Origin of the sequence: Metabacillus sp. FJAT-52054 (assembly GCF_037201815.1) — a bacterium.
In the GTDB taxonomy this organism is placed as follows: Bacteria; Bacillota; Bacilli; order Bacillales; family Bacillaceae; genus Metabacillus_B; species Metabacillus_B sediminis.
On sequence record NZ_CP147407.1, the window covers coordinates 843,074 to 856,095 of the forward strand.

At 46.5% G+C, this 13,022-nt stretch carries 7 protein-coding genes, 15 tRNA genes and 3 rRNA genes; 23 read left to right on the forward strand and 2 right to left on the reverse strand.

Translation table 11 applies throughout. The annotated features are described in order from the left end of the window. Positions 1-5: 5 nt before the first annotated feature. Positions 6-872: an SPFH domain-containing protein gene (locus WCV65_RS04535; RefSeq protein ID WP_338780418.1), complete on the reverse strand. Its 867-nt coding sequence runs from the start codon at positions 870-872 to the stop codon at positions 6-8. 335 nt (positions 873-1,207) lie between these two features. Here WCV65_RS04535 and perR point away from each other — a divergent pair, with 335 nt between their 5' ends. Then, positions 1,208-1,645, forward strand: coding sequence for a peroxide-responsive transcriptional repressor PerR (gene perR / locus WCV65_RS04540; RefSeq protein ID WP_035406029.1), 438 nt, complete (start codon positions 1,208-1,210; stop codon positions 1,643-1,645). A 22-nt stretch (positions 1,646-1,667) separates the two neighbouring features. Here the strand turns inward: perR and WCV65_RS04545 are convergent, their stop codons facing one another. Continuing rightward, complete coding sequence (locus WCV65_RS04545; protein WP_035406030.1) at positions 1,668-2,027, reverse strand: YgzB family protein; 360 nt, start codon at positions 2,025-2,027, stop codon at positions 1,668-1,670. Positions 2,028-2,226: 199 nt separating this feature from the next. On the opposite strand from WCV65_RS04545, the gene WCV65_RS04550 reads away from it, so the two are divergent. The 22 genes from WCV65_RS04550 (at position 2,227) to WCV65_RS04655 (ending at position 12,939) form a co-directional block, all read left to right on the forward strand. Continuing rightward, positions 2,227-3,099 (forward strand): nucleotidyltransferase-like protein, encoded by an 873-nt coding sequence (locus tag WCV65_RS04550; protein ID WP_338780422.1) that lies wholly within the window; start codon positions 2,227-2,229, stop codon positions 3,097-3,099. Between the two features lie 232 nt (positions 3,100-3,331). Continuing rightward, positions 3,332-4,870, forward strand: a 16S ribosomal RNA gene (locus tag WCV65_RS04555). A 245-nt stretch (positions 4,871-5,115) separates the two neighbouring features. Further along, positions 5,116-8,042: ribosomal RNA gene (locus WCV65_RS04560) — 23S ribosomal RNA — on the forward strand. Between the two features lie 126 nt (positions 8,043-8,168). Further along, positions 8,169-8,284: ribosomal RNA gene (gene rrf, locus WCV65_RS04565) — 5S ribosomal RNA — on the forward strand. Together the 16S, 23S and 5S rRNA genes with 15 tRNA genes alongside form the textbook arrangement of a ribosomal RNA operon. Positions 8,285-8,290: 6 nt before the next feature. Further along, a tRNA-Asn gene (locus WCV65_RS04570) sits at positions 8,291-8,365 on the forward strand. Positions 8,366-8,371: 6 nt separating this feature from the next. After that, a tRNA-Ser gene (locus WCV65_RS04575) sits at positions 8,372-8,462 on the forward strand. A gap of 8 nt (positions 8,463-8,470) precedes the next feature. Then, positions 8,471-8,545, forward strand: a tRNA-Glu gene (locus tag WCV65_RS04580). A 187-nt stretch (positions 8,546-8,732) separates the two neighbouring features. Continuing rightward, positions 8,733-8,808 (forward strand) — tRNA-Val (locus tag WCV65_RS04585). Positions 8,809-8,832: 24 nt separating this feature from the next. After that, a tRNA-Met gene (locus WCV65_RS04590) sits at positions 8,833-8,909 on the forward strand. Between the two features lie 3 nt (positions 8,910-8,912). Beyond that, positions 8,913-8,989 (forward strand) — tRNA-Asp (locus WCV65_RS04595). A gap of 56 nt (positions 8,990-9,045) precedes the next feature. Continuing rightward, positions 9,046-9,121 (forward strand) — tRNA-Phe (locus WCV65_RS04600). Positions 9,122-9,285: 164 nt separating this feature from the next. Then, a tRNA-Thr gene (locus tag WCV65_RS04605) sits at positions 9,286-9,358 on the forward strand. Positions 9,359-9,374: 16 nt separating this feature from the next. Further along, positions 9,375-9,458 (forward strand) — tRNA-Tyr (locus WCV65_RS04610). A gap of 5 nt (positions 9,459-9,463) precedes the next feature. Further along, a tRNA-Trp gene (locus WCV65_RS04615) sits at positions 9,464-9,537 on the forward strand. 18 nt (positions 9,538-9,555) lie between these two features. Then, positions 9,556-9,631, forward strand: a tRNA-His gene (locus WCV65_RS04620). 62 nt (positions 9,632-9,693) lie between these two features. Then, positions 9,694-9,768, forward strand: a tRNA-Gln gene (locus WCV65_RS04625). 62 nt (positions 9,769-9,830) lie between these two features. After that, positions 9,831-9,905 (forward strand) — tRNA-Gly (locus WCV65_RS04630). Between the two features lie 6 nt (positions 9,906-9,911). Beyond that, a tRNA-Cys gene (locus WCV65_RS04635) sits at positions 9,912-9,985 on the forward strand. Positions 9,986-9,993: 8 nt separating this feature from the next. Next, positions 9,994-10,074: transfer RNA gene (locus WCV65_RS04640), tRNA-Leu, on the forward strand. A 398-nt stretch (positions 10,075-10,472) separates the two neighbouring features. After that, entirely contained in the window at positions 10,473-11,048 is a 576-nt protein-coding gene (locus WCV65_RS04645; protein ID WP_338780424.1) for an MEDS domain-containing protein, read from the forward strand. A gap of 172 nt (positions 11,049-11,220) precedes the next feature. After that, positions 11,221-11,592 (forward strand): MerR family transcriptional regulator, encoded by a 372-nt coding sequence (locus WCV65_RS04650; protein ID WP_338780426.1) that lies wholly within the window; start codon positions 11,221-11,223, stop codon positions 11,590-11,592. A gap of 51 nt (positions 11,593-11,643) precedes the next feature. Next, positions 11,644-12,939, forward strand: a complete 1,296-nt coding sequence (locus tag WCV65_RS04655; RefSeq protein ID WP_338780428.1) for a hemolysin family protein — start codon at positions 11,644-11,646, stop codon at positions 12,937-12,939. The last annotated feature ends 83 nt before the right edge of the window (positions 12,940-13,022 follow it).

Genomic DNA, 13,022 nt, shown 5'->3' on the forward strand with positions numbered 1-13,022 from the left:
ACAACCTAGTAGATGCTTCCTGAATTGATAATCGGCTGCATGCCCTTTTCAGACACGAGGGAGACCATCAAATTATTCACCATCTGTGCTTTTTTCTCTTCATCCAATTCCACGACGCCTTCTTCAGCAAGCTGATCAATCGCGGACTTCACAAGACCTACGGCCCCATCAACAATTACTTTTCTTGCAGCAAGTACCGCAGTTGCCTGCTGTCTCTGCAGCATCGCCGACGCGATCTCGGATGAATAAGCAAGATGCATAATCCTCGCCTCAATCACTTCAACCCCAGCGACTTGAAGTCTTCTTTGAAGATCGCCAGCCAGCATGTCGGCAATTTCATCACTATTCTTCCTTAAAGAGATACCCTCGTCTCCATAAAAATTATCATAAGGATATTGGGTGGCGATATGACGAATACCGGTTTCGCTTTGAATGCGGACAAATTCTACATAATCATTTACATCATACATGGCTTTCGCTGAATCCAAAACCCTGTAAACAATCACAGCTGCAATCTCAATTGGATTTCCTTCAAAATCATTTACTTTGAGCTTGTCGCTGTTAAAGTTCACCGCTCGAAGTGAAATAGTGCTGCGGATTGTGAGCGGAATAGTCATCCAAAATCCTTGATCACGGATGACTCCCCGGTATGTTCCGAAGAACGTACAAACATTTGCTTTGTTAGGCTGGACAATCGTCAGCCCGCTGAGCACAAGCATACTTAGAAGAAGGGAGGCAATCGCTAAAACAATCCCCGCGACATCTCCAAACTGCTGCTGTGCGTTGAAGAAGAAGAGGGCTCCTCCGCAAAAGATGAGAAACAATAGGATACCCATGAATCCATTAACCTTCCAGATCATTTTCTCTGTCATTCATCTGACCCCCAAAATATTTATATCATTATGATATCACTTTAATATCAGAATCACACTATAATTTTACATTTAAGGAAAAAAGTTTGAAAAGGGGGCGTTCGTCCATCCCGAAATTGGCACTGCGGTATATAGTAAGAGGGAAGGCATAACCTCCTCAAAAGTTAGTGCGACATTGGTGCAGAATTAATTTTCTGCACATTTTTTTTGAAAAAGTTTTCGCTGAAATATGTAATCAAACAGGGCGGAGCATTGACAAAACTCAATTCCTCAGAGTACACTATTTATAAATATTACAATGTGAGAATGTTTTTCGGAAGAGAGGTGCATGGCGGATGTCTGAACATCAGCTCAAGGAAGCGATTGATACATTAAAGCAAACCGGAGTCCGGATTACCCCGCAGCGTCATGCGATTTTGGAATACCTTATTCACTCCATGAACCATCCTACAGCGGACGATATCTATAAATCCTTGGAAGGTAAGTTTCCAAATATGAGTGTGGCTACGGTCTATAATAATCTTCGGGTTTTCAAGGAAGTCGGACTTGTGAAAGAGTTAACCTATGGGGATTCCTCCAGCAGGTTTGATTTTGTAACAACAGAGCATTATCACGTCATTTGTGAGACGTGCGGCAAAATTGTCGATTTTCATTATCCAGGACTGGATGAAGTTGAGCATCTCGCAGCTCATGTTACTGGATTCAAAGTGAGCCATCACCGTATGGAGATCTATGGTGAATGCAGCAGCTGTGCTCAAAAAAACATCCATTAAAAAAGCTGATAGGAAGCGCCTATCAGCTTTTTTTTGCCGTTTTTCGGTTGTAGTCTTCATTAAACTCCTTGCCTTCCAGCTGCTTGTCCAGTGTAAGAGGTTCTCTGCAGTGCATACACATATCCACTCTCCCGAGAATTTTCGTAGGCTTTTGACATGCAGGACAGATAACCTGTACAGCTCGTGTGGAAAGCATGCCGATCCAAAAGTAAACGGCTGTACTGGCTAAAACTGAAAGCAAGCCGAGAAGCATGAAAATAGTCATTGCGATAATTGATTGTCTAAAAAAGATCCCTAAGTACATAATGAAAAACCCAACGAAGACTAAGCTAAGCGCGAAAGTTCTTATTTTATTAATCTTGTTTGAATAAGCGCGAGCCATCCCATCAACCCCTTATACTAAATATAGCACAGGAAGCGCAAAGGAATTAGAAAAAAACACCATTAATATCCGAAAAATATCCCTGCCTGAAAAATATGTTTTAATCCTTTAGTGGGATAAATGTTTGTCGAAAAAGGGTATTAGAAAAAAATGTAGAAGTAAGAAACGAATCAATATTGTACTTGGAGGAATTATTGAAATGGAAAACATTCTCCGCCCTATCTATCAGGAACGGGCAAGTCACCCGGACACGCTTGCTGTCATCATGGTTGAAAAAAAGGACCAAACCTCTCCGGGAACGGATATGTTTGATGCAGCTTTGCTTATTATTGTCCGCACAGCGGAAATCCCTGTACATATAAAACATTATGAATTTAACGATCAAAAGGCATCCATGCATATCGTGACAGAGAAACAAATCGGTGAATGGCTGGTGCTTGGAACAAACAGACGAATCATTGATTGGATTTTAAATGGCAAGGTATTATTTGATCGGAATGAATATTTATCTCAAATGGTAGAAAAACTTAGTACATTCCCATTCTCTGAAAGAAAGCTGAAAATTGGAATGGAATACGGGAAGCTGATTAGACGCTATTTTGAGGGGAAATCTTTTTTTGAAGAAAAGCAGTATTTGGACGCATATAATCATATCGTTCATGCCCTTCATCATCTTGCAAGATTAGAAGTTATTGATCAGGGGTTTTATCCGGAGATTACTGTCTGGAATCAAGTTCGGCAGATTGAGCCTCAGGTTCATAAACTTTATCAGGAGCTAATTGATAGCGGAGAGCCTCTTAATAAGAGACTGGAACTTCTTTTTCTTGCGAGTGATTTTTTAATTCATTCCAAAGCAGATGTGGGAGCCGCACATTTACTTTCTATATTAGAAGAAAAGGAATTCTGGCATTTTTCAGAGCTGCTTGCTCATCCGGAGGTTGCCTATTATGCGGTGGATCTCAGTATTTTGCTGGAGTTTTTAGTGGAAAGACAATTCGTGGGCATTCATCTAATTGAAACGAAGGGCAAAGGAATTTATCACCGGGCTTATTCTTTTAAAAAAAGTTATTGACCACGGTTGCTGCAGGTGGTATATTAATAAGCGTCGCTGCTGAACGAAGCCGATAACGCCGAAATCGGCAGCGATAAAAAATTAAAAAAGTTGTTGACTCAGGCTTTTGAAAATGGTATATTGATAAAGTCGCTTCTGAGGAAACGAACGAAACAAAATGATCTTTGAAAACTAAACAAATCGAAGTGCCAACGTTAATTCTAGAGCAACAAACAAGAGCTAGTCAAACTACTTTTTGGAGAGTTTGATCCTGGCTCAGGACGAACGCTGGCGGCGTGCCTAATACATGCAAGTCGAGCGGACCTCTTCGGAGGTCAGCGGCGGACGGGTGAGTAACACGTGGGCAACCTGCCTGTAAGACTGGGATAACTCCGGGAAACCGGAGCTAATACCGGATAACTTTTCGAACCGCATGGTTCGGAGATAAAAGACGGTTATGCTGTCACTTACAGATGGGCCCGCGGCGCATTAGCTAGTTGGTGAGGTAATGGCTCACCAAGGCGACGATGCGTAGCCGACCTGAGAGGGTGATCGGCCACACTGGGACTGAGACACGGCCCAGACTCCTACGGGAGGCAGCAGTAGGGAATCTTCCGCAATGGACGAAAGTCTGACGGAGCAACGCCGCGTGAGTGATGAAGGTTTTCGGATCGTAAAGCTCTGTTGTTAGGGAAGAACAAGTGCGGGAGTCACTGCCCGCACCTTGACGGTACCTAACCAGAAAGCCACGGCTAACTACGTGCCAGCAGCCGCGGTAATACGTAGGTGGCAAGCGTTGTCCGGAATTATTGGGCGTAAAGCGCGCGCAGGCGGTCTTTTAAGTCTGATGTGAAAGCCCCCGGCTCAACCGGGGAGGGTCATTGGAAACTGGAGGACTTGAGTACAGAAGAGGAGAGTGGAATTCCACGTGTAGCGGTGAAATGCGTAGAGATGTGGAGGAACACCAGTGGCGAAGGCGACTCTCTGGTCTGTAACTGACGCTGAGGCGCGAAAGCGTGGGGAGCGAACAGGATTAGATACCCTGGTAGTCCACGCCGTAAACGATGAGTGCTAAGTGTTAGAGGGTTTCCGCCCTTTAGTGCTGCAGCTAACGCATTAAGCACTCCGCCTGGGGAGTACGGTCGCAAGACTGAAACTCAAAGGAATTGACGGGGGCCCGCACAAGCGGTGGAGCATGTGGTTTAATTCGAAGCAACGCGAAGAACCTTACCAGGTCTTGACATCCTCTGCCACTTCTAGAGATAGAAGGTTCCCCTTCGGGGGACAGAGTGACAGGTGGTGCATGGTTGTCGTCAGCTCGTGTCGTGAGATGTTGGGTTAAGTCCCGCAACGAGCGCAACCCTTGATCTTAGTTGCCAGCATTCAGTTGGGCACTCTAAGGTGACTGCCGGTGACAAACCGGAGGAAGGTGGGGATGACGTCAAATCATCATGCCCCTTATGACCTGGGCTACACACGTGCTACAATGGATGGTACAAAGGGCTGCAAAACCGCGAGGTTAAGCGAATCCCATAAAACCATTCTCAGTTCGGATTGCAGGCTGCAACTCGCCTGCATGAAGCCGGAATCGCTAGTAATCGCGGATCAGCATGCCGCGGTGAATACGTTCCCGGGCCTTGTACACACCGCCCGTCACACCACGAGAGTTTGCAACACCCGAAGTCGGTGGGGTAACCCGTAAGGGAGCCAGCCGCCTAAGGTGGGGCAGATGATTGGGGTGAAGTCGTAACAAGGTAGCCGTATCGGAAGGTGCGGCTGGATCACCTCCTTTCTAAGGAAGAATTATCAGCACCCATGCGGTGCAGCAATTAACGGACGCACTTCGACTTTGTTTAGTTTTGAGAGATCATTCTCTCTATACACTTGTTCTTTGAAAACTAGATAACGATATGAATGTCAAACATTCACACGAGTAAGCAAATAACCTTACGATTTTCTTCTGCGCTTGCGTAGATAGAGAACATCAAGTCTGAAAACATCTGTTTTCAGCTCTAACGAAGATAACGTCCGTTATCAGGTTAAGTTAGAAAGGGCGCACGGTGGATGCCTTGGCACTAGGAGCCGATGAAGGACGGTACGAACACCGATATGCTTCGGGGAGCTGTAAGTAAGCGTTGATCCGGAGATTTCCGAATGGGGAAACCCGCTGCTCGTAATGGAGCAGCATCCTGATCTGAATACATAGGATCTGGAAGGCAGACCCGGGGAACTGAAACATCTAAGTACCCGGAGGAAGAGAAAGCAATAGCGATTCCCTGAGTAGCGGCGAGCGAAACGGGATTAGCCCAAACCAGAAGGCTTGCCTTCTGGGGTTGTAGGACACTCAACACGGAGTTACAAAGGAACGGGGTAGAAGAAGCGGTCTGGAAAGGCCCGCCAAAGAAGGTAACAGCCCTGTAGTCGAAACTTCGTTCCCTCCTGAGTGGATCCTGAGTACGGCGGGACACGAGAAATCCCGTCGGAAGCAGGGAGGACCATCTCCCAAGGCTAAATACTCCCTAGTGACCGATAGTGAACCAGTACCGTGAGGGAAAGGTGAAAAGCACCCCGGAAGGGGAGTGAAACAGATCCTGAAACCGTGTGCCTACAAGTAGTCAGAGCCCGTTAACGGGTGATGGCGTGCCTTTTGTAGAATGAACCGGCGAGTTACGATTACGTGCAAGGTTAAGTTGAAAAGACGGAGCCGCAGCGAAAGCGAGTCTGAATAGGGCGATTGAGTACGTGGTCGTAGACCCGAAACCAGGTGATCTACCCATGTCCAGGGTGAAGTTCAGGTAACACTGAATGGAGGCCCGAACCCACGCACGTTGAAAAGTGCGGGGATGAGGTGTGGGTAGCGGAGAAATTCCAATCGAACCTGGAGATAGCTGGTTCTCTCCGAAATAGCTTTAGGGCTAGCCTCATAGTGAGAGTCTTGGAGGTAGAGCACTGATTGGACTAGGGGCCCTCATCGGGTTACCGAATTCAGTCAAACTCCGAATGCCAAAGACTTATCTATGGGAGTCAGACTGCGAGTGATAAGATCCGTAGTCGAAAGGGAAACAGCCCAGACCACCAGCTAAGGTCCCCAAGTATCCGTTAAGTGGAAAAGGATGTGGGGTTGCTTAGACAACCAGGATGTTGGCTTAGAAGCAGCCACCATTTAAAGAGTGCGTAATAGCTCACTGGTCGAGTGACCCTGCGCCGAAAATGTACCGGGGCTAAACGGATCACCGAAGCTGTGGACTGTTCTTACGAACAGTGGTAGGAGAGCGTTCTAAGGGCTGAGAAGCCAGACCGGAAGGACTGGTGGAGCGCTTAGAAGTGAGAATGCCGGTATGAGTAGCGAAAGAGGGGTGAGAATCCCCTCCACCGAATGCCTAAGGTTTCCTGAGGAAGGCTCGTCCGCTCAGGGTTAGTCGGGACCTAAGCCGAGGCCGAAAGGCGTAGGCGATGGACAACAGGTTGAGATTCCTGTACCACCTCTTTTCCGTTTGAGCAATGGAGGGACGCAGGAGGATAGGGTAAGCGCGCTGTTGGATATGCGCGTCCAAGCAGGTAGGCTCAAGGGATAGGCAAATCCGTCCCTTGGTTAAGGCTGAGCTGTGATGGCGAGGGAAATGAAGTACCGAAGTTCCTGATTCCACACTGCCTAGAAAAGCTTCTAGCGAGGAAAATGGTGCCCGTACCGCAAACCGACACAGGTAGGCGAGGAGAGAATCCTAAGGTGATCGAGAGAACTCTCGTTAAGGAACTCGGCAAAATGACCCCGTAACTTCGGGAGAAGGGGTGCTCTTTAGGGTGAATAGCCTTGAAGAGCCGCAGTGAATAGGCCCAGGCGACTGTTTAGCAAAAACACAGGTCTCTGCGAAGCCGCAAGGCGAAGTATAGGGGCTGACGCCTGCCCGGTGCTGGAAGGTTAAGAGGAGAGGTTAGCGCAAGCGAAGCTTTGAATTGAAGCCCCAGTAAACGGCGGCCGTAACTATAACGGTCCTAAGGTAGCGAAATTCCTTGTCGGGTAAGTTCCGACCCGCACGAAAGGCGTAACGATCTGGGCACTGTCTCAACGAGAGACTCGGTGAAATTATAGTACCTGTGAAGATGCAGGTTACCCGCGACAGGACGGAAAGACCCCGTGGAGCTTTACTGCAGCCTGATATTGAATTTTGGCACAGCTTGTACAGGATAGGTAGGAGCCTTGGAAACCGGAGCGCCAGCTTCGGTGGAGGCATTGGTGGGATACTACCCTGGCTGTGTTGAACTTCTAACCCGCGGCCCTGATCGGGCCGGGAGACAGTGTCAGGCGGGCAGTTTGACTGGGGCGGTCGCCTCCTAAAATGTAACGGAGGCGCCCAAAGGTTCCCTCAGAATGGTTGGAAATCATTCGCAGAGTGTAAAGGCACAAGGGAGCTTGACTGCGAGACCTACAAGTCGAGCAGGGACGAAAGTCGGGCTTAGTGATCCGGTGGTTCCGCATGGAAGGGCCATCGCTCAACGGATAAAAGCTACCCCGGGGATAACAGGCTTATCTCCCCCAAGAGTCCACATCGACGGGGAGGTTTGGCACCTCGATGTCGGCTCATCGCATCCTGGGGCTGTAGTCGGTCCCAAGGGTTGGGCTGTTCGCCCATTAAAGCGGTACGCGAGCTGGGTTCAGAACGTCGTGAGACAGTTCGGTCCCTATCCGTCGCGGGCGCAGGAAATTTGAGAGGAGCTGTCCTTAGTACGAGAGGACCGGGATGGACGCACCGCTGGTGTACCAGTTGTCTTGCCAAAGGCATCGCTGGGTAGCTATGTGCGGACGGGATAAGTGCTGAAAGCATCTAAGCATGAAGCCCCCCTCAAGATGAGATTTCCCATCGCAAGAGTAAGACCCCTGAAAGATGATCAGGTTGATAGGTTCGAGGTGGAAGCGTGGTGACACGTGCAGCTGACGAATACTAATCGGTCGAGGACTTAACCTTTATTCAAGTAAGGCTGCTTCACTCGTGCAGCAATCGTTATCTAGTTTTGAGTGAACAAAAAAGATTAAAAAAAGTCTTGATTTTTTCTGGTCAAACTATATAATTAATCTTGTCACTTTTAATATGTCTGGTAACTATGGCAAAGAGGTCACACCCGTTCCCATACCGAACACGGAAGTTAAGCTCTTTAGCGCCGATGGTAGTTGGGGGTTTCCCCCTGTGAGAGTAGGACGTTGCCAGGCAGGTATTCCGCAGTAGCTCAGTGGTAGAGCTATCGGCTGTTAACCGATCGGTCGCAGGTTCGAGTCCTGCCTGCGGAGCCATATTATGGAGAGCTGTCCGAGTGGCCGAAGGAGCACGATTGGAAATCGTGTATACGTCATAAGCGTATCGGGGGTTCGAATCCCCCGCTCTCCGCCATAATATCTGGCCCGTTGGTCAAGCGGTTAAGACACCGCCCTTTCACGGCGGTAACACGGGTTCGAATCCCGTACGGGTCACCAACAATTTTTAATCAGCAGCAAGTTAAAGGTGTTACGATCACCCAACAAAATGAATGTAAGAGGGTTGGGAGGAGCAAGCAATTCTAGGAGTCGAGAGAGCGAACACCGGAGTGCACTTCAGTGCATGAGGATGTGAGCGAACGAAGACGACAACGAAGTGCGCCGCTCATCACAAGCCGAAACTATTGGAGGATTAGCTCAGCTGGGAGAGCATCTGCCTTACAAGCAGAGGGTCGGCGGTTCGATCCCGTCATCCTCCACCATTATAACTTAATTACTTTTATTATCGCGGGGTGGAGCAGTCTGGTAGCTCGTCGGGCTCATAACCCGAAGGTCGCAGGTTCAAATCCTGTCCCCGCAACCAAATGGTCCGGTAGTTCAGTTGGTTAGAATGCCTGCCTGTCACGCAGGAGGTCGCGGGTTCGAGTCCCGTCCGGACCGCCATTTGATTTTTTAATCAATTATAAGTAAAATGTAAGAGGGTTTCAATAAAACTTAATGGCTTGGTAGCTCAGTCGGTAGAGCAATGGACTGAAAATCCATGTGTCGGCGGTTCGATTCCGTCCCAAGCCACCATTTTCTTCAAAGCAATATGCCGGTGTAGCTCAATTGGTAGAGCACGATCGAATAAGCTCCCTGAAATTACTTCAGCGCACAGATCGAGCAGCTTCTTGACTAAACATCCTGAGATCTGGGCGACCTTATCAAGCAGGAACGGTTTTATTTCACAAATATTATATGCCGGTGTAGCTCAATTGGTAGAGCAACTGACTTGTAATCAGTAGGTTGGGGGTTCAAGTCCTCTTGCCGGCACTGTCTTCACTGATGTGGAGGGGTAGCGAAGTGGCTAAACGCGGCGGACTGTAAATCCGCTCCTTAGGGTTCGGCAGTTCGAATCTGCCCCCCTCCACCATTTATAGGGGCATAGTTTAACGGTAGAACAGAGGTCTCCAAAACCTCCGGTGTGGGTTCGATTCCTACTGCCCCTGCCAATATAATTCAATAATGTGGCGGTTGTGGCGAAGTGGTTAACGCATCGGATTGTGGTTCCGACATTCGTGGGTTCGATTCCCATCAGTCGCCCCATATTTTTGTCTTTACATATTGGCTGCTGTATAATGAATATACATAATGAGTACATACATAGATGGGCTATAGCCAAGCGGTAAGGCAACGGACTTTGACTCCGTCATGCGTTGGTTCGAATCCAGCTAGCCCAGCCATTTTTATTTTACAGGAAATATTTGTTTCCTGCTGCATAGAATGATTTACAGAACAAAATGATGCGGAAGTAGTTCAGTGGTAGAACACCACCTTGCCAAGGTGGGGGTCGCGGGTTCGAATCCCGTCTTCCGCTCCATATTCAGGCGGCATAGCCAAGAGGAAAGGCAGAGGACTGCAACTCCTTTACCCCCGGTTCGAATCCGGGTGCCGCCTCCAAATAGTATGCCGGTGTGGCGGAATTGGCAGACGCGCACGACTCAAAATCGTGTTCCTCTGGAGTGCCGGTTCGACCCCGGCCACCGGTATCACAAAAAGACTTCAACGATTACGTTGGAGTCTTTTTTCCTTTTATTTGGATAGGATAAAAGCATTTTGTTGATTTTTAACACCTGTTGATTGGAGCGGAAGGTGTGAGACTCCCTCGGGAGCAGCGGGACAGGTGAGACGCCGCAGGCGCAAAGCGACGAGGAGGCTCAAGCAGCCCGCCCCGCGGAAAGCGAACGCCTGAAGCGGAAATCAACAGCCAAATTTAACAGCGCTTTTATTAAGGTCAGTTTAAATATTATGAATGGACTATTATCCCTATAAATGTAGTTAATATACCCAATCTTCTCTGGGTAAGCTCTTTTATCTTCAAACATGTTAGAATTGTAGCTGAACTAAGAAAAAATGAATATACTTTGCTTTTTAAGGAGCCCTTTGTTTGAATACATCCATTCAGGATATGAAAAAAAAAATAGATGAGTATAAAAGCGGGCATATCTTGTACCTAATAGATGACCCGCAGGCGTATTTGAAGAATGCGGCTGCCTATATCCTGTCGGGAGTTGAGCAGGGAGACCATGTTTTTGTCATTGAGAATGATCGAATGTTTACTTCGCTATATGAGCTGGTTAAAGCTTCTTTAACAAGGACTCAGTTGGACCGGGTTCATTTTGTGAATAATTTTGATTTTTACTATTCCCGAGGGGATTTTCATACGCCGACCATTGTGGCCTATTTTCTGGAGGTTGTGAAACCAATTATTGATGCAGAGCAATCATATCGGACGTGGGCTCATATTGAGTGGGGAAAGTTACAGGATATTGAGGATGAGGTTGATGCATATGAGATCAATGCTCAAAAGACTGTGCATGAGATGGATTTGCTTTCTGTTTGTGCATACGATAAGGATCGGCTGACTGAAAATATGAAGGGTTCACTTTTGAACTCCCATGATTGTTTAATGCTTGAAGATGAAATTGTGCTTTTGAATCAGCAGGATGCTGTTGGGGATTAAATGTAAAAGAAATCTTACTTTTTGTAAGGTTTCTTTTTGCTTTTGTGAACATTCCATTAACAATCTTCGTATGTCTTGCCTTCTATTCAACTAAACTATACAATTAGTCCATAACCATCACGTTACAGTTTGGGGTGATTACGCTGGGACAGAAAAACTAAAGATTGGTGAATTGGCTGAAAGATGCGATGTTACTAAGAGAACCATTGACTATTATACAAATCTTGGACTGTTAAAAGCAGAACGTTCCCCTTCTAATTATCGCTACTATAATTATTCTTCCATTGAGAGGCTGAATTATATAGAAGAGTGCAAGGCTGACGGAATGCATTTAATTGATATCAAGAAACGGCTTCTAGAAAAGGATGCAGAAGAAATAGATGTGCTTGAATTAAGACTGAAAATCAGCGGTTTGGAAAAGGATGTTTCTGAGGTGCTGGCTCATCTTGATAAAAATGATAAGACAAGCCTTGAGTCGATTAAAAAGAATCTTTCTCATGAAAGTTTATCATTGATTCAGACACTGCTTGTGCTGCTTAATTAATTTGTTTACTACTCAAGGAGGTGTAAGATCTTACATTTGTAAGATCATTCATTGACAGCTATTAATTTGATTATGTTTGTTTTATTAATTGCATTAACCGGATTTTTCGTTGCGACGGAGTTTGCAATCGTAAAGATTCGTATGTCCAGGATTGACCAGCTGATTGAAGAGGGCAGGAAGGGTGCGATTGCTGCTAAAAAGGTTGTTTCGCACTTAGATGAATATTTATCAGCCTGTCAGCTTGGTATTACGGTTACAGCTCTTGGACTGGGGTGGCTTGGTGAACCGACGTTTGAGATTCTCCTGCACCCGATATTTGAATATTTTAATGTGAATGATTCGATGGCTCATATATTGACGATTGGGATTGCGTTTGCGCTTGTGACGTTCTTGCACGTTGTTATCGGGGAGCTTGCGCCTAAAACGGTTGCGATTCAGAAGGCAGAGGCTGTGGCGCTTGCGTTTGCTAAACCGATTATTTGGTTTTACCGTATTATGTATCCGTTCATTTGGTTCCTGAATGGATCGGCACGTTTCCTTGTTGGTCTTTTTGGGTTGAAACCTGCTTCTGAGCATGAACTCGCCCACTCGGAGGAAGAACTGCGACTGCTTCTCTCAGAGAGCTATAAAAGCGGTGAGATTAACAAGAATGAATTGAAATATGTGAATAATATTTTTGAATTTGATGAAAGAGTTGCGAAGGAAATTATGGTTCCCCGCACTGAAATCGTGAGCATTTCTGTAGATGACAGTTTTGACACGATTATGGAAACGATGATTGAAGAAAATTATACCCGCTATCCAGTAGCTGACGGCGATAAGGATAATATCATTGGCTTTATAAACGTGAAGGAATTGTTAACGGCTAAAGTAATGAACAGGGAGATGGATAAAAATTTAAACTTGCCATCCTTTATAAACCCGGTAATCCGTGTGATTGAAAATATTCCGATTCATGATTTGCTTGTGAAAATGCAGAAGGAGCGGACGCATGTTGCCATCCTCATGGATGAATACGGAGGTACCTCGGGCTTGGTGACAGCTGAGGATATCCTTGAAGAGATTGTTGGGGAGATCCGTGATGAGTTTGATGAGGATGAAGTGGCTGAAATCCGCAAGGTAGGCGAGCAGCACTACATTTTGGATGCAAAACTGCTGATTGAGGATGTAAATGATCTGCTTGGTACGGAGCTTGAGAATGAAGAGGTTGATACGATCGGCGGCTGGTTCCTTACTCAGAATATTGATGCTAAATCCGGCTCGGAGATTGAAGAGGAAGGGTACTTGTTCCGTGTTCATGAAATTGAAGGGCATCAAATTTATTATTTAGAGGTTAAAAAATTATAGTATTGAAGAAGAAGCCATGGCAGCATGGCTTTTCTTTTTTTTTTCTCGTTAAAAAACCTGCAGAACGTTCTCTGCAGGCAAGT

Excerpts from the sequence above, each read along its gene's own strand:
- WCV65_RS04535 (WP_338780418.1), bottom strand. The coding sequence starts at position 872 with ATGACAGAGAAAATGATCTGGAAGGTTAATGGATTCATGGGTATCCTA.
- perR (WP_035406029.1), top strand. The coding sequence starts at position 1,208 with ATGTCTGAACATCAGCTCAAGGAAGCGATTGATACATTAAAGCAAACC.
- WCV65_RS04545 (WP_035406030.1), bottom strand. The coding sequence starts at position 2,027 with ATGGCTCGCGCTTATTCAAACAAGATTAATAAAATAAGAACTTTCGCG.
- WCV65_RS04550 (WP_338780422.1), top strand. The coding sequence starts at position 2,227 with ATGGAAAACATTCTCCGCCCTATCTATCAGGAACGGGCAAGTCACCCG.